Raw genomic sequence first — 17,153 nt, 5'->3', positions numbered from 1 at the left:
AATGCCTGGCTGCCACTCTCCTGCCTGTCCGCCAAGACGCCTTTACTTAACCTTTACCGCCCAGGCCGAGGCTCATCATCAGCCACAACGCCATCGCCACCACTATGCACATGACGGCAGCATAGCCGAGGGTATGTCGGCTTATGGCATAGGTATCGGCGCCGTAACGTCCGAACAGCGCAAGATTGATTCCTGATAATGGCCCGACTGCAGTTCCCACACCCCAGGCGCAGATAGAAACCATCGCCAGCAATGAAGGCTCGGACCCGGTACCGCCCAGCACGGCAGAAAAAAGGGAGATGCCGATAATCGGATGGAAACCCAGCAGGGAAAGCAGCACGGTTGCCACAAACATCAGAATGGCCTGCGGGGTTTCAAAGGCGGGAAAGAGCTGCCAGCCGCCCAGTGAGGCAATCAGGCTTTTGCCGCCCTGCGTCAGTAACCCGGCGCTTAAAAATAGCAGCACCTCATTCCCCATACTCGGCAGGCGCTGCTGAATGTGGGCGGCTGTCTTCTCCTTCGCAAAAACCACTCCCCGGCGCAGGGTGGCAATGATGATCGCCAGACTCGGAGCCAATAGGGTCACCAGCGTCAGAATCGGGATAGATCCATCCAGCGCATGAATACCCAGCACCAGCGAGGCCATCAGAAAAGGCACCGCCAGCGCCTGAAACGAAACAGGCACGCCGGAGGCATGCAGCGACTCGGCACTGCGCTTTAATTGCCAATAGCTCAGTAGCAAGCCGATCAGCGCAACAGGAAAACCGAGCAGCATCAGACGAAACACATTCGCTTCAGGAGCGACCGATAAGCCCACAGCCATCGCCGCGTAGAAGGGAGACCAGAACGCACCGAGCGTCGAGGCGCGGGAAAGAATCAGTGACTGGCCGAGAGAAAGCTTGCCACCCTGCGCCATGCGATCACCAAACATAAACGCCGCCGACATATTGATGACCGATCCAAAAAGGTGCACCCCCAGCAAGGTCGAGAAAATACTGGTGCCCGTGCGTGACGCACTGGCGTTATCAGAAGTGGCGGTTTCTGTGCCTTTGGCTGAAGCCGCCAGCAGCGCCAGAAAGCTGACCGAAGTGACCATCGCCACCAGACTTGCGTTGGCGGAGAAGAATAGCCCCAGTGTGGCACTCTGACCTTTGGCAATGCCCCAGACAATTCCCAACAGACCTAACCCGGCCAGACACAGAGACAGCTTCAGATTACGTCTGGCGATATCCGGCGATAGCAGCAGTGCCGCCGTCCAGAAGCTGAGGCCCGCAGGCCAGCTTGGCACTACAGATCCGGGCCAGCTGGCGGTACAGGCAAGGATAATCCCGAGCACAATGGCGCAGGCGGCAATTTGTCGACGCATGATTCACTCTTTACTCACAACAGCGCCCCGGAAAGTATCACCCTCCGGGGCGCTGAACGACGCAACACTCTATCTCGTCGCGTAACGATGGGTCTTCGGCAACAAGCCTTGTCGCCCTTTAACCTGCAGGCGGTTTCATCGCCTCAGGAAGGAAAGTGGCGATATCCGGGAAGATCACCATCAGTACGACCGCCAGAATCATCAGCAGGAACATGGGGAACGCTGCCTTGGCGATGTAGCCCATATCGTGCCCGGTCATGCTTTGCAGCACGAAAAGGTTAAAGCCCACTGGCGGGGTAATCTGTGCCATTTCGACGACGATCATCAGGTAAATACCAAACCAGATCATGTCAAAACCAGCCGCACGTACCATCGGCTCAATCACCGCCATCGTCAGCACGATGGAGGAAATACCATCCAGAAAGCAGCCAAGCACAATGTAGAACACCGTTAGAATCACAATCAGCATGATCGGTGACAGATGCCAGCTGGCGATGACCTCCGCCAAGCTTTTCGGCAGACCCGTAAAGCCCATCGCCAGAGACAGGAAGCTGGAGCCCATCAGAATAAAGGCGATCATGCAGCTGGTGCGCACCGCGCCCATCAGTGATTCGCGAAAGCTTGCCCAGCTCATCCCGCCCTGACATGCCGCCAATACCAATGACCCCAACACCCCAAGCACTGCGGACTCAGTGGCGGTGGCTACGCCGGTGTAAATCGAGCCGATAACCATCAGAATCAACAGGAAGACAGGAAGCAGCTGCAAAATCCCCTCGGCTTTCTGCCCCCAGGAATAGGGCTGCTCCGTACGCTCCAGATGATCCCCGCGAATGATCGACTTGATGGCGATATAGCCCATAAACAGCAGAGCCAGCATGATGCCCGGCAGAATGCCCGCCATGAAGAGCTTAGCGATGGACTCATTCACCGATACGCCGTAGATAATCAGCGTGATAGAAGGAGGAATCAGCAGCCCCAGCGTACCCGCACCGGCCAACGTACCGACGATCATATTGTCGGGATAGTTACGGCGGCGAAGTTCGGGAATCGACATTTTGCCTACGGTTACCGCCGTCGCAGAAGAAGACCCCGAGATAGCGGCGAAAATAGCAGAGCCGGCAATATTCACATGTAAAAGGCCGCCAGGCAGCCGACTCATCAACGGCGTCAGCCCCTTAAACAAGGTTGCGGACAGGCTGGAGCGAAAGAGGATCTCTCCCATCCAGACAAAGAGCGGCAGTGAAGTCAGCGTCCAGGAGGAATTTAACCCCCAGATGGTCATGGCCATGGAATCACCCACCGGACGGCTGGTAAACATTTCCATTCCGACCACGGCGCAGCCCAGCAAACTAAAGGCAACCCAGACACTGGAGCCCAGCAGAAAAAACAGCGAGAACAGAAAGACAACCGTCAGTAATGCCTCAGTCATGATTCGTCTCCTTCGCCTGATCCAGTAACTGCTTCTCTTCAGACACCATCAGGGTAGAGAGCCATTGAGGCTTGCCGCATACCATGCCGGCAACATGGGAAAGAAAGGTATGCAGGGTCGCAATTGCCAGAATAATGGCGCCCACTGCGATCACGCTCTGGGGAATCCATAATTTCATCTGGTCAGCGCCTTCGCTGACATCCCCAAAGTCATAAGAAATGTAAGCCTGACTGACCAGATACCAGGCAAGATAGGCTGAAGCAGCAGCCGCAACAGCAAGACAGAAGATTTCAAGAATATGCTGACCACGGATACTTAAACGATCCGCCAGCAGGGTCACGCGAATATGGCCGCCATGGCGGAAGGTATAGGCAAGGCCCAGACAGTTAGCCGCACCCATGAGATAGGCTGAATACTGTGTGGCTCCCCCCACGTACAGACCCAGCAACCGGGCAACAATGCTGACGACAACAAAGCCAGCCATGCCCACCAGACACAGAGCTGCCAGAGCTCCGGCAAAACGATACAGCCCGTTCAAACAGGCATCGAGCTTACACAACAAAGGCATGAGAAACTCCTGAAGCACGCCCTTAGGGCGCTCATGCTTGTCAAAGGCCGCCCAAAAGGCGGCCTCACTACGACTACCTGATCACCAGTGGATCAGCGCATCGCGAATTACATAGCACGGTAAGCATCGATAACGGCTTTACCTTCATCACCGGATTTTTTCAGCCAATCCTGCAGGAGTTCATCACCCACTTTCTTGAAGCCTTCAGTAATGGCCGCAGGTGGTGTTTCCACTTTCAGGCCATTGGTTTGCAGCTGGTCTTTGTACCATGCGGTCAGCTCACGGGCTTTATCCCAACCGGCTTTCTCGGCATGGGCGGCCGCTTCCATCATGACCTTCTGGGTTTCCGGAGACAGCGCCTCGAACGCCTTCTTGTTCACAAACACCATGTTCTTGGGCACCCATGCCTGAACATCATAGAAATAGGAGGAGAACTCCCAGGCTTTGGTGTCATAACCCGTCGAGGCAGAAGTGATCATGCTGTCAGCAACGCCGGTGGCGAATGCCTGAGAAACCTCGGCGGCCTCCACCTTGGTAGGTACTGCACCGATCAGCTCAGCCAGCTTGGTGGTGATAGGGTTATAGGCACGGAACTTGGAGCCTTTCATGTCATCCAGCGACGTCAGCTGCTTCTTGGTATACAGCCCCTGCGGTGGCCAGGGCACGGTGTAAAGAAGCTTCAGGCCTTTCTTGTCCATGAGCTTTTCCAACGCTGGTTTGGAAGCCTGATAGAGATTCCAGGCATCATCAAAACTGGTCGCCAGGAAGGGAATGGCATCAATTTCAAACAGCGGATCTTCATTACCCAGAGCGGAAATGATGCGCTCGCCAGCAGGAGCCAGACCACGGCGAACCGCATTAAAAATCTCACCACCACCAAACAGCGAACCGTTGGGGTGCGTCACAATGTTAATTTCATCGCCTGCCTTTTCATTCACTTCCTTAGCAAAGGCAGCCCCCGTTTCAGAATGATAGTTCGATGCCGGATAGGCCATGGGCATATCCCAGGTTTCAGCTGCCTGCGAAGCGCCAGCCAGGGATAGCCCGGCTACCAGTGAGGCTCCTAATACGGCAGGACGGAGCGCCTTGTTTAGCGCGTGGCGAACAGCAGTCAATCGGCACATGTTCACAGTCATCTTCCTCTTCAGGTCATGATTCGGTCAGGTGGTGATGTCAGTCATTGCGTGATGCAGTCGACGCCGCCGCAGAGTGGTTTAGCAAACGCGCTCAGCGGCAGGTGAAAGAAATATTGAACAGTTTGCATACAATATCCATTTCAGCGTTTTATCCAGCAGAATCCATGCCACTACGCCATAAAAACCTGTTCTGTTAAGCAGACAAAAAGCGTCATCCTTTGAGCTTAGTCGGATCAACCACCCTCTCATGCGCGATTGCGACGCTGAAAAGGCTTGTTTACGCCATAGCTTTTACCTGTAGCGAAGACAGAAAAACTGTATAGGCGCCGATAGCAGTTCGGGCGTAAAGTGATTTCATCGGGTGCAACCCGAACGCTGCTATTTGCGTTTTTGACGCTGTCTTTATTACTTTGCCGACGGACTGCAACCATGTTTAAAGGCGTTTCATCCAGCCCCACCGCATTGTGGGAAGCTTCCGCCCCGCCCGCGCCAGCCAGCGCACCGCTTCAAGGCTCAAAAACCACCGACATCGCCATCATTGGTGCAGGCTTCACCGGCATGAGCACCGCCCTGCATTTGGCAGAGGCCGGGGCTGATGTCTGTGTGCTGGATGCAGAGCGCATTGGTTACGGCGGATCAGGCAGAAATGTGGGATTGGCCAACGCAGGGCTCTGGCTTGAACCCGATACCATGGATGCATTACTGGGCCAGCATGCAGGTCGCAAGCTCTATGACGCCCTGGCCAAAGCGCCGGATCTGGTCTACTCCCTGATCGAAAAACACGGCATTGAATGTGAAGCGACCCGTAATGGCACCCTGCACCTGGCTCACTCCTCCAAAGGCTTTGCAGAGCTTGAACGCAGACATCGCCAGCTCATTGCCCGAGGCGCCCCGGTGGAGCTACTCGACGCAAAAGAGACCGAAAAACGCACCGGCTCTCCCGCTTATGTCGGCGCTCTGTTTGACCCGCGAGCAGGTACTATCCAGCCATTGGCCTATGTCCATGGACTGGCTCATGCCGCACTTAAAGCAGGCGCGGCACTCTATACCCAAAGCCCGGTCACCAGTCTGGTCAAAGAAAGCAGCGGCTGGTTATTACGCACTCCACAGGGCGAAGTGCGCGCGAACAAGGTACTGATGGCCACCAATGCCTACACCGGCGACTGGCAACACGCCATCCAGCAAAGTTTTGTTCCCATCAAATATTTCCAGTACGCCAGCAAACCGCTCACTCCGGCACAACGGGAACGCTTACTCCCAGGCCTTGAAGGCTGCTGGGATACACGCACGGTGATGCTGTCATTCCGGATGGACCGTGCTGGTCGCCTGGTACTTGGCAGCATGGGAAATCTACTTAAGGATGATGGTCTCAAAGGTTGGGCCGATCACATGTGCGCCAAACTTTTCCCCTGGCTTGGCAAGATCGAATGGGAATACAGCTGGGTTGGGCAAATTGCCTACAGCGAGGATCACCTGCCCCATGTTCACCAGCTGGATGACAATCTAATCACCTGTCTGGGCTACAGCGGCCGCGGGATTGGCCCGGGCTCACTACTTGGCCAGCGCCTGGCTCAGTATCTCGGCGGGGACTCTGAAGCTCTGCCTCTGAATCCGGTCATACTGGAGCCCATCAGTTTGCGTGACGGCAAAAAAGCCTTCTATGAATTCGGCGCGCAAATGACTCATCTGGCTCAACGCTGGGCCTAAACAAGTGCATGAAGCGCACTATTGAAGTGCAGTCAAAGCCACCTCAAAAAGGTGCAACCCTGCTCAAGCCAGACAAGTAAAAACTCTCAAAAAAGGAGCAACCCGGTTGCTCCTTTTCTGTTTTTAACAATAGAAAGGTTTTACTCTTCGAAGCGTTTTCCAATGTTACGAAAAGGAGCAAAGTGCCTTTTTCTGGCATCTCCAGTGCACAAAGAACAGGCAAGCCATAGGTTATTTTTTGAGCAGAGAGGTCAGAACACAGCTCTCTTAGACTAATTACCTATGAGCAATTGCCCACTGGAATAGATCCCTTAAAGGCTCTTGAATGCAGCATTGGTCGAAAAATCACTCTAATTAATAGAACCAATCACTAAAACTAATCATTGAAACAGGATATTTTCCCGCAGCACTCCCTGCACCTTCCCCCTCACCAGCTCAACAAAGTCTATTTTGTCAATTATTTACAACAACCAGCACGCCTGACAGATAAGAAATGCTTATAAAACAATTCTCAGCACTAAAGAGTCAGGAGGCGCATCAAAGATAAACAACAACAACACTATAGATAGGATGAATAGCAGGTATATGAAGGCTTTTTGACTTGAACAGAAAGACTCGTTCAACAGACTGAAAAAAATTGGAATAGTTCTTGCTGTTAGGAATGCATACTACCCCGCGTAGTTAAATAGGTACCTAACTTAGGAAACGGAACAACCTGTTGGAGTGTTACTCATGTCAAAATCCGTTCTGAAGAAGACCCTGGTTTCTCTTGCTGTAGCTTCATCTTTCAGCATGGCTGCTGCTCACGCCGATATCAAAGTTGGTATCGCGGGTCCTATGACTGGCGCGTACGCTGCTTTTGGTGAGCAGCTGTGGAAAGGCGCCTCTCAGGCTGCCGAAGACATCAACGCCGCTGGTGGCGTTAATGGCGAGAAACTGGTTCTGGTCAAAGGCGACGACGCTTGCGAACCTAAACAGGCTGTTTCCATCGCTAACCGTCTGGTAGACGGTGATGAAGTTGCTGGCGTTATCGGCCACTTCTGCTCTTCTTCCTCCATCCCTGCTTCTGAAATCTATGACGAGGGTGGCATCACTGAAATCACTCCTGCGTCAACCAACCCACAGTACACCGAGCGTGGCCTGCCTAACGTTTTCCGTGTGTGTGGTCGTGACGACCAGCAGGGTAGCGTTGCTGCTGACTACATCATCGATAACCTGAAAGCGACCAAAGTTGCTGTTATCCATGACAAAGACACCTACGGCCAGGGTCTGGCTGACGCAACTAAAGCGCGTCTGAACGAGCGTGGCGTTAAAGAAGTTATCTATGAAGGCCTGACTCGTGGCGAGAAAGACTTCAGCGCACTGGTTACCAAAATCCGCGCCTCTGGCGCAGAAGTTGTTTACTTCGGTGGTCTGCACGCTGAAGCCGGCGCACTGGTTAAGCAGCTGCGTGACCAAGGCGTTAAAGCTGCATTCATGTCCGGTGACGGCATCACTGACAAAGCCTTCGTTACTGCAGCCGGTGGCCCACAGTACGTTGACGGCGTTTACATGACTTTCGGTGCAGACCCACGTAACAACCCAGCGTCTGCTGATGTTATCGCCAAGTTCCGCAAGGCTGGTTTCGAGCCTGAAGGTTACACCCTGTACTCCTACGCTGCGCTGCAGGTTCTGGCTGCAGGTCTTGATGGCGCCAAAGGCGACAAAGAGAAAGTTGGCGAGTGGATCCACTCTCACCCAGTACAGACCGTTATGGGTGAAAAAGACTTCGACAAGAAAGGTGACCTGAAAGTATCTGACTACGTCATGTACCAATGGCACAACGACGGCAACTACACCGAAGTTAAATAAGCTCCACTGTCTGAGAAAGCCCCTGTCGGCCCTGCGCCTTCAGGGGCTTTGGTTGTAAAAATACTATAAGGTACATGAGGTCAGACAATGGACATTGTTCTGCAACAACTGGTTAACGGCTTGACGCTCGGCTCCGTTTACGGGCTGATTGCCGTTGGCTACACCATGGTTTACGGCATCATCGGCATGATTAACTTTGCCCACGGTGACGTATACATGGTTTCTTCCTACATCACTGCCATTGTTATTGCATTGCTGAGTTATTTCGGATTCCACTCTTTCCCAGTGGTTATCCTCTTCACACTGGCACTCACCATTATTATTACTGGTGTTTATGGCTGGACTATCGAGCGCGTGGCCTATCGTCCACTGCGAAACTCTACCCGCCTGGCCCCCCTGATTTCAGCCATCGGTATGTCGCTGATTCTGCAAAACTATGTGCAGATCGCCCAAGGCGCGCGCCCACAGGGTGTTCCAACCCTGCTTGACGGCAACCTGCGCCTGCACATTGCTGATGGCTACGTCCAGATTACCTACATGAAGCTGTTCATTCTGGTAGCCGCTTTTGCAGGTATGGGCATCCTGACTTACGTCATTCAGAAAACCAAACTTGGCCGCATGTGCCGCGCTACCCAGCAGGATCGCAAAATGGCGTCCATCCTGGGTATTGATACTGACAAGATCATCTCTCTGGTCTTCGTTATCGGTGCTGCGATGGCAGCGCTGGCGGGTGTTCTGATCACGCTAGACTACGGCAGCTTCGACTTCTTTATCGGCTTCATCATTGGGGTGAAGGCATTCACTGCCGCAGTACTCGGTGGTATCGGCTCTCTGCCTGGCGCCATGCTGGGTGGCGTTATCCTTGGTCTGGCTGAGGCGCTGTTCTCTGGCCTGGTCAACACGGACTACAAAGACGTTTTCGCCTTTAGCCTGCTCGTAATGATTCTGATCTTCCGTCCAAGCGGACTGCTCGGCAAACCTGCTGTGGAAAAGGTGTAAGTCATGGCGTCTGTGAATTTCAAAAAAGTTATTATCGATACTATTCTCGCTGGTCTGATGTCCCTGATCGTCTTCGGACCGATCTGCGGCATCCTGCTTGACGGTTATGATTTCTCCACCCGTCCCGGCGTAATCTCTACCATCGTTGCTGTTGTCATGGTGGGCCGCTTCGCGATTTCCTGGTTTACCCAGACCGAACGCGGCAAAACCATGCTGTATAAGCATCAGAACGGTGACCACGGCGCACTGGTTCTGCCTCCTGATCACAAGTCCAAACTGATCTTTATCATTCCTCTGGTTATTCTGGTCGGTATTGCTGCCCCCTTCATTGCCAGCAAATACGTTCTGACTATTCTGATTCTGGGTCTGATCTACGTTCTGTTGGGTCTTGGCCTCAACATCGTTGTTGGCCTGGCCGGTATGCTCGACCTGGGCTTCGTTGGCTTCTATGCCATTGGTGCTTATGGCCTGTCACTGGGCTATCAGTATCTGGACCTTGGCTTCTGGACCATGCTGCCCATCTCCGCCATCATCGCGGCAGTTGCCGGTGCACTGATCGGTTTCCCGGTTCTGCGTATGCATGGTGACTACCTGGCCATCGTGACCCTGGGCTTCGGTGAAATCATTCGTCTGGTACTGACTAACTGGACGTCTTTCACTGGCGGTCCTAACGGCGTCAGCGCGCCTCTGCCCACCTTCTTTGGTCTGGAGTTTGAGCGTCGTGCCAAGCAAGGCGGCACTCCCTACTACGAATACTTCGGCGTCGACTATGACAGTGCCATGAAATACATCTTCATTTATCTGGCACTTTTTGCTGTGGTTTGGGCTGTGCTCTACATCAAGCATCGTCTGGTAAAAATGCCGATGGGACGCGCCTGGGAAGCACTGCGTGAAGACGAAGTGGCTTGCCGCTCACTGGGCCTTAACCACGTTCTGGTAAAACTGTCTGCCTTTATGCTGGGCGCCTCAACTGGCGGTTTAGCGGGTGTATTCTTCGCCACCTATCAGGGCTTCGTTAACCCAACCTCCTTCACCTTCTTTGAATCCGCACTGATCCTGGCCATCGTGGTACTGGGCGGCATGGGTTCAACCGTCGGTGTGGTTGTCGCGGCCTTTGTTCTGACCATCCTTCCCGAAATGCTGCGTGACCTGGCTGACTACCGCGTCCTGCTGTTCGGTATTCTCATGGTATTTATGATGATCTGGCGTCCCCGTGGTCTGGTACGCGTCACTCGTACCGGCTATGCAGTAAGAAAAGGGGTTGCATAATGGACCAGCAAAACATTCTGACCGTTAAGAATCTGGAAATGCAGTTCGGCGGTATCAAGGCTCTGCAGAATGTGAATTTCGAGATCCCTCGTGGTTCCATTTCAGCTCTTATCGGCCCCAACGGTGCTGGTAAAACCACCGTTTTTAACTGCCTGACAGGTTTCTATAAAGCGACTGGCGGCGAAATCATGCTGAATGCGAATGGAAAAGCCACTCGCATAGGCAAAGTGCTTGGTGAAAAGTTTCAGGGCTCTGACTTCGTGAATCCTGTCGCTTTTGCCAGCCGCGTTCGCTACAAAATGTTTGGCGGCTCTCACCTTGTAAACCGTGCAGGTCTTGCCCGTACTTTCCAGAATATTCGTCTGTTCAAGGAAATGTCCGTTATCGAGAACCTGCTGGTATCTCAGCACACCCAGCTGAACCGCAACATGCTGGCTGGCATTTTCAATACTCCAGGCTATCGTCACTCAGAGAAACGCGCCCTTGAGCGTGCGTTCTACTGGCTGGAAGTCATGGACCTGGTTGATCATGCCAACAAACTGGCAGGCAGCATGTCCTATGGCCAGCAGCGCCGTCTGGAAATTGCCCGTACCATGTGTACCAAGCCTGAGCTGGTCTGCCTCGACGAACCTGCTGCCGGTCTTAACCCTGCGGAAACCCATGCACTGAGCAGCATGATTCGCGTTCTGCGCGATGAGCACAACGTTACCGTTCTGCTGATCGAACACGACATGGGTATGGTTATGGATATCTCTGAACACATCGTCGTGCTGGATCACGGTCAGGTTATTGCCCGTGGTGCACCTAAAGATATCAAAGAGAACCCGAAAGTTATCGCGGCCTATCTGGGTGCATCTGACGATGAGGAAGTATCACTATGAGCGAAAAACTGCTCGAGTTTAAAGACGTAGACGTCTTTTACGGCCCGATTCAGGCCCTGCGTAAAGTCTCCCTGCATATCAACAAAGGCGAGATTGTCAGTTTGATCGGCGCGAACGGTGCGGGTAAATCCACCCTGCTGATGTCCATTTTCGGACAGCCTCGCGCTACCTCTGGCCAGATCATTTACAACGGCACAGAAATTCAGGACAAGTCCTCTCACTTCGTGGCCTCCAACGGTATCGCTCAGTCTCCGGAAGGCCGTCGCGTTTTCCCTGATATGACCGTCGAGGAAAACCTGCTGATGGGCACCATCCCTATCGGTATGGATCATGTTGATGAAGACATGCAGAAGATGTTTGATCTGTTCCCGCGCCTGAAAGAGCGTCGTAATCAGCGTGCCAACACCATGTCCGGTGGTGAGCAGCAGATGCTGGCGATCGCACGCGCACTGATGAGTCGCCCGAAGCTGCTGCTTCTGGACGAGCCTAGTCTTGGTCTGGCTCCGATCATCGTTAAGCAGATTTTTGCCAACCTGAAAGAAGTCGCCTCCACCGGCATGACAATCTTTCTGGTTGAGCAGAACGCGAACCACGCACTCAAGCTGTCAAACCGCGCTTATGTCATGGTAAACGGCGAAATCCGTATGACGGGCACCGGTGAAGAACTGCTGGTGAATCCTGAAATCCGCGAACTCTATCTGGGCGGCCACTAAGCCCCATCAGTAGAGCTCTGCGGTAATATAAAAAGCCCTCTTCGGAGGGCTTTTTATCGCTACAAAATGCAATGGAAACAAGCACTGATCCTTAACCGAAAATGGCAACCAGCTGTCGAGTTGTCAGAAGGCGCTGCCCCGCCTGATTAAAGAGTTGATCATTAATCACGGTGTAGCCATCCCGGGTGGAGACCGTATCCGCCTCGTAACGAAACCAGTCAGATTCATCAAAGCCCGCCAGCGGCAGCTCAAAATCGATCGACCAATTCACTGTACTCATTGGCACAGGTTCTTCCAGGGGTGCCAGGCCTGAAGGAGGCCACGCATCCGCGAGCATAAGCAGTGAAGAGGGGTGCAGAATCAGTCCGGTTTTTTTTGCCTTAATCCAGCCGGAGAACTGCCAGTCCTCAGTCTGAGAAAAGGGTAAGGCACCACTCGCCCAGCGCATATCAAAGTGCTCTGCAAATTCGAGATGAATATCTTGGCCAAAAGAAAAGGCAGGCAAGTGCTCTGGCGACTCATTGATCTGATGGTAAACATCCGCAGATCGCACAGCAGAATCGCGTCCACGAGCCAACGTCACCTCCATCGTAGCAACGATCGTCTCCTGCACCGCGGTAATGAGGTAAAACGCGACATTCCGGCCTTCTCTTAAACACTGGATATGTAACTCCAGCAAACCTGGCCCGGCAGGCGCAATAAAACTCACAGAAGCGTGGCGCAAAATACCAGCGGTATCGACCTGCTTTTCCAGCGCACGCAGCATCATGGACGCAAGCATGCCGCCATACGTTGCCCTGCCCTGGCTCCAGTGCTCGGGAATTTCCAGAGTGCAATTCACCGACAGAAGCGATAGCTCACCTGCTGAAAGGGGATACTTCATCACAATCTCCTCAGGCACAGGGCCAAAGAAAACGATGCTCTCTGGCCACTTTTAGCGAAATAACTTGCTGAAAAAGCACAAATTCTCACACTTGGCGCATGGCATTTTTATAGCCATGTTTTATGCTAGGAAAGTGTAGTGCAGATACGGATATTTGCCTTCGGCCGGCCTTTGCAGGAGCTAAAACAGCGTCAGCCTTGATAACAACAGCCCGAAGTGACCTAAACAAGTACATCGTTGCCTTAGCAATTTGTTACAGTCACGAGACACCATCTTTTATTACCCTATGCCTTTAGATCAGAGGGGGTAGACCAGCCAGAAACGGCTGTTGGCGGCAGTAGCGATAGTCGAAGCCCCCTCCCCTCGCCATAGTGCCGGAAGCACTGTGACGGGAATTGCCGCCCACTCAGGATGAGGCATGGCAGTATTCTGAAATAGAACGCAAACATTCTTTTGAAACGCTTCCAGCCATAGCTGTTTTAATACCGCTAATGGACTTTAAAGCAGTTTCTCGCCGTTTATCACAAGGTAAAACAGATGTTAGGACAGATTGCAGGTAGCAGCCTGGCGCAAAAGGGAATGACACGCTGGTTACTCAATGGGCTTGCCCTGCTGATGCTTGTCAGCACCACCGCACATGCCGCAGAGAATGACGACCTGGCCACCAACAGTAAGTTCAGCCGGGATACTGTTATAGATCTGGCGCGCAAGCTGGCCTCCAGTGCTTACAAACCTCCGCGCGCGGACTTACCTGAGTCACTCAGCAACCTGAGCAACAAGCAGTATCGCGACATCAGGTTTGATCCCACCAAAGCCATCTGGGCCGGACAAAACCTCCCGTTTGAGTTGGAGCTCTATCACCGTGGCGGTATTTACAAAGACCCGGTAGAGATTGCACTGGTCGAAGATGGAGCAGCTCGTCATCTGGCCTATGACCCGGCCATGTTCAAAACCGGAGAGAATCTGACGACGCCATTACCTTCGCAGGACATTGGCTTTGCCGGGTTCCGCCTCAAAAGCCCGCTGAATCGTCCTGACACCTATGAAGATACCGCAATTTTCCTTGGCGCCACCTACTTCCGGGCGGTTGCTAAAAATCAGGTATTTGGCATGTCTGCTCGTGGACTGGCGATAAAAACCGCGGACCCTGAAGGTGAAGAGTTTCCGATCTACCGTGCCTTCTGGATTGAGAAACCAAGCCAGGACACCAACTCCATCGTCATTAATGCACTGCTGGACAGCAAAAGTGTTGCCGGTGCTTACCGCTTTACCATTCGCCCTGGCACCAACACCACTATGGATGTTGAAGCCACACTTTTCCCCCGCACGGATTTAACCAAAGTGGGTCTGGCTCCCGAGACAAGCATGTACCTTTTCTCGGCTAATGACCGCGCGAATATTGATGACTACCGTCCACAGGTTCATGACTCGGATGGTCTTTTGATGCTGAACGGTCGCGGTGAACGCCTATGGCGCCCACTGGCCAATCCCACCAAGCTGCAGATCAGCGCATTTCAGGACACCGCACCGATGGGCTTTGGCCTGATGCAGCGCGCCCGCAACTTTGTGAACTATCAGGATCTGGATGCCAACTTCCAGTCACGCCCCAGCCTTTGGATTGAACCTCTGGGCAACTGGGGTAAAGGTGCAGTGGTACTGACTGAGATTCCTTCCGATGCCCAGATTCATGACAACACCATCGCTTATTGGGCCCCCGGCACGCCGATCAAAGCTGGTACCTCTTTTAACTACTCTTATCGTCTGAGCTGGGGAACCGGTCCGACCATTGCTCCCGGTGAAGCCCGTGTCTATTCAACGCGCAGCGGCCGGGTCAATCCAACCCAGCAGGATAACAAACGCACCTTCGTTGTGGATTACACCATTCCGGACCAGTCGGTGCCGATGCCGCAAACCTTACCCCACGCCACCGTTAAAAGCTCTCAGGGTAACATCAGCAATGTCAGCGTTCGTGAGAACCCTCAAACCGGTGGTTACCGTGTGACTTTCCAAATGGACCCTGGTGGTGCCGAATTGGCAGAGCTTCGCCTTGAATTGAAATTTGATGATGCCCGCAAAGCTGAGACATGGATGTACCGATGGACGAACTGAGCCAACGCCAGCATATTGCTCTGGACGTAAATTTGCCTCATGCCGAGCCCGGCACGCCAGAGGAAACTCCGGGGGCAATGCCTCCGCAGAATCTTCGCCAATTTGGCAAGGAACAACGCCGCAAGAGTGTTAACCCGCGCGGCGTCAAATCCTCCGCATGGCGCAGACTGTTGGTGCTTGGCAGCGCCCTGGCGATTTCTGTGTATGGCATCAATGAAATGTACGGTGTTATTTCTCTGGCAGAAATCACCTTCATTCAGTATGTGATTCTGGGCCTGTTTGCCCTCACCTTTAGCTGGATCACCGTGGCTTTCAGTAGCTCAATCATTGGTTTTCTCTGTGTGGTGATGCGAGCGAACCGTCCGTACTCACGTATAGAGACTGCCCTGAGCACCAAAACAGCGATCCTGATGCCAACCTACAACGAAGAGCCCCACCGTATCTTTGCCTCCATCGAGGCGATGGCGGAAGCGCTGAATGAAGCTGGGGAAGGCCACAGTTTTGACTGGTTTATTATTAGCGATACCACCGACCCGGATATCGCCCTGCAGGAAGAAGCCTGTCTTCTGACGATTCGTGAGCGTCTGGGCAGTAAGTCGCGGGTCTACTATCGCCGTCGTCGCAAAAATACCGCCCGTAAAGCCGGTAATGTGGCAGACTTCTGCCGCCGCTGGGGTAAAGCTTACGAGCATCTGCTGGTGCTTGATGCCGACAGTTTGATGGAAGCCGACACCATCATCCAGCTGGCGCGACGCATGGAAGCCGACCCGGATGCAGGACTGATTCAAACCATTCCCAACCTGATCAATGGCACCACCCTGATTGCGCGTTTACAGCAGTTCGCTTCACGCACTTATGGCCCTGTGGTCGGTACCGGCCTATCCTGGTGGGTTCATAAGGAAGGCAACTTCTGGGGACACAATGCCATCATTCGCCGTCAGGCCTTTATGGATAGTGCAGGCCTTCCGGACCTTCCCGGCAAACCTCCTTTTGGCGGTCATATTCTCAGTCATGACTTTGTAGAAGCATCCCTGATTCGACGCGCTGGCTGGAGCATCATTATTGCGGATGACCTGCCAGGCTCTTATGAGGAAAGCCCTCCTTCCATTATTGACCTTGCGGTTCGTGACCGCCGCTGGTGTCAGGGTAACTTGCAGCACTCCCGCGTAGTGGGCGCCAAGGGTTTACATTGGGTCAGCCGGACTCACCACCTGACCGGCATCATGTCGTACCTTTCCTCACCGCTGTGGCTGGCATTGATTCTTGCCGGTCTGGCACTGTCGCTACAAGCACAGTTTATTCGTCCGGAATACTTCACGGATGAGTTCTCGCTGTTCCCCTCATGGCCCCGTATGGATGCTGCGCGCGCCTTACAGCTGTTCTTCTTCACCATGATCATATTATTCGGCCCCAAGGTATTGGGCTTGCTGGCCTTTATGGTGGACAACAAACAGCGCAAACAGGCTGGTGGCTTCTTCCGTCTATTACTGAGCTTCCTTGTTGAAGTTATACTGTCTGCACTGGTCGCCCCAATTATGATGCTGATTCACAGTGGCGCAGTATTCTCTATCCTGCTTGGCCGTGACAGTGGCTGGAACCCACAGCGTCGTGATGATGGAAGCATGCCCTGGGCGGACCTGTTCTTTCGCCATCGCTGGCACATGGCCATGGGTATCTTCCTCACCGCCGCGGCTTATCTGAACTCGCTGGATCTCTTGGCCTGGTTGGCACCTGCTCTGGTGGGTATGCTCTTGTCGGTGCCCTTATCGATGTTCACAGGTTCACAGAGCGTTGGCCGCTGGTTCAAGAAAGCAGGCATCATGCGCACACCAGAGGAAAAAGCACCGCCAGCCATCCGCCTAAAAATGGATGAAGTGGTCGATCAATACCGCGAAGCCGTAAAAACCAGCCCAACGCTGGCAGAACTCGCAACTCATCCGGTACTGGTGGAAACTCATCTGACGCTGGTTGATGCCGTGCCTTTACGTCCACGTGGCGAGTTTGAAGCTCCGGAAGCTATGGCGAACATGAAAATCGAAGAGGCAGAAACTATTGAGGAAGCCGTCAGCTTCCTAAGCGATAAAGAGAAGTCCATGGTGCTGTCTACCCCCAGCCTGTTTATCAAGCTGGCGAGCATTCCGACACGCCATATCAAACAAGACCCGATTTAATCGCCAACTGCTGGCTCTGCTTCATAATCAAAAGCCCACCTTAGGTGGGCTTTTTGTATTGCACCAAGAGT

Annotated in this window: 13 protein-coding genes; 8 read left to right on the top strand and 5 right to left on the bottom strand. The window is 53.3% G+C overall.

Annotated features, from left to right (window positions below; all coding sequences use genetic code 11):
• Positions 1–46: 46 nt before the first annotated feature.
• The 4 genes from ACKC9G_RS10745 to ACKC9G_RS10730 form a co-directional block, all read right to left on the bottom strand.
• Positions 47–1,366 (bottom strand): hypothetical protein, encoded by a 1,320-nt coding sequence (locus ACKC9G_RS10745; RefSeq protein ID WP_411405141.1) that lies wholly within the window; start codon positions 1,364–1,366, stop codon positions 47–49.
• Between the two features lie 118 nt (positions 1,367–1,484).
• Positions 1,485–2,795: a TRAP transporter large permease gene (locus tag ACKC9G_RS10740; protein WP_411405139.1), complete on the bottom strand. Its 1,311-nt coding sequence runs from the start codon at positions 2,793–2,795 to the stop codon at positions 1,485–1,487.
• Entirely contained in the window at positions 2,788–3,363 is a 576-nt protein-coding gene (locus ACKC9G_RS10735) for a TRAP transporter small permease (protein ID WP_411405137.1), read from the bottom strand. The genes ACKC9G_RS10740 and ACKC9G_RS10735 overlap by 8 nt, the downstream gene beginning before the upstream one ends.
• A 107-nt stretch (positions 3,364–3,470) precedes the next feature.
• Complete coding sequence (locus tag ACKC9G_RS10730) at positions 3,471–4,487, bottom strand: TRAP transporter substrate-binding protein (protein ID WP_411405135.1); 1,017 nt, start codon at positions 4,485–4,487, stop codon at positions 3,471–3,473.
• Between the two features lie 441 nt (positions 4,488–4,928).
• Here ACKC9G_RS10730 and ACKC9G_RS10725 point away from each other — a divergent pair, with 441 nt between their 5' ends.
• The 6 genes from ACKC9G_RS10725 (at position 4,929) to ACKC9G_RS10700 (ending at position 11,919) form a co-directional block, all read left to right on the top strand.
• Positions 4,929–6,206 (top strand): NAD(P)/FAD-dependent oxidoreductase, encoded by a 1,278-nt coding sequence (locus ACKC9G_RS10725; RefSeq protein ID WP_411405133.1) that lies wholly within the window; start codon positions 4,929–4,931, stop codon positions 6,204–6,206.
• Positions 6,207–6,938: 732 nt separating this feature from the next.
• Positions 6,939–8,057 (top strand): branched-chain amino acid ABC transporter substrate-binding protein, encoded by a 1,119-nt coding sequence (locus tag ACKC9G_RS10720; protein ID WP_411405131.1) that lies wholly within the window; start codon positions 6,939–6,941, stop codon positions 8,055–8,057.
• Between the two features lie 87 nt (positions 8,058–8,144).
• Positions 8,145–9,056: an ABC transporter permease subunit gene (locus tag ACKC9G_RS10715; protein WP_411405129.1), complete on the top strand. Its 912-nt coding sequence runs from the start codon at positions 8,145–8,147 to the stop codon at positions 9,054–9,056.
• 3 nt (positions 9,057–9,059) lie between these two features.
• Positions 9,060–10,325, top strand: a complete 1,266-nt coding sequence (livM, locus tag ACKC9G_RS10710) for a high-affinity branched-chain amino acid ABC transporter permease LivM (RefSeq protein WP_411405127.1) — start codon at positions 9,060–9,062, stop codon at positions 10,323–10,325.
• Complete coding sequence (locus ACKC9G_RS10705) at positions 10,325–11,206, top strand: ATP-binding cassette domain-containing protein (protein WP_411405125.1); 882 nt, start codon at positions 10,325–10,327, stop codon at positions 11,204–11,206. The genes livM and ACKC9G_RS10705 overlap by 1 nt, the downstream gene beginning before the upstream one ends.
• Positions 11,207–11,214: 8 nt before the next feature.
• Positions 11,215–11,919 (top strand): ABC transporter ATP-binding protein, encoded by a 705-nt coding sequence (locus ACKC9G_RS10700; RefSeq protein ID WP_411405367.1) that lies wholly within the window; start codon positions 11,215–11,217, stop codon positions 11,917–11,919.
• A gap of 91 nt (positions 11,920–12,010) precedes the next feature.
• Here the strand turns inward: ACKC9G_RS10700 and ACKC9G_RS10695 are convergent, their stop codons facing one another.
• Entirely contained in the window at positions 12,011–12,802 is a 792-nt protein-coding gene (locus ACKC9G_RS10695; RefSeq protein WP_411405123.1) for a thioesterase family protein, read from the bottom strand.
• 537 nt (positions 12,803–13,339) lie between these two features.
• Between ACKC9G_RS10695 and ACKC9G_RS10690 the strand changes: the two genes are divergently transcribed.
• The gene (locus ACKC9G_RS10690; RefSeq protein ID WP_411405121.1) at positions 13,340–14,911 is read left to right on the top strand and encodes a glucan biosynthesis protein; all 1,572 of its coding nucleotides are present in this window, start codon (positions 13,340–13,342) and stop codon (positions 14,909–14,911) included.
• Positions 14,899–17,082, top strand: a complete 2,184-nt coding sequence (mdoH, locus tag ACKC9G_RS10685) for a glucans biosynthesis glucosyltransferase MdoH (RefSeq protein WP_411405119.1) — start codon at positions 14,899–14,901, stop codon at positions 17,080–17,082. The genes ACKC9G_RS10690 and mdoH overlap by 13 nt, the downstream gene beginning before the upstream one ends.
• The last annotated feature ends 71 nt before the right edge of the window (positions 17,083–17,153 follow it).

Origin of the sequence: Pokkaliibacter sp. CJK22405 (assembly GCF_046614695.1) — a bacterium.
GTDB lineage: Bacteria > Pseudomonadota > Gammaproteobacteria > Pseudomonadales > Balneatricaceae > Pokkaliibacter.
This window is presented reverse-complemented; position numbering and strand designations above follow the sequence as displayed.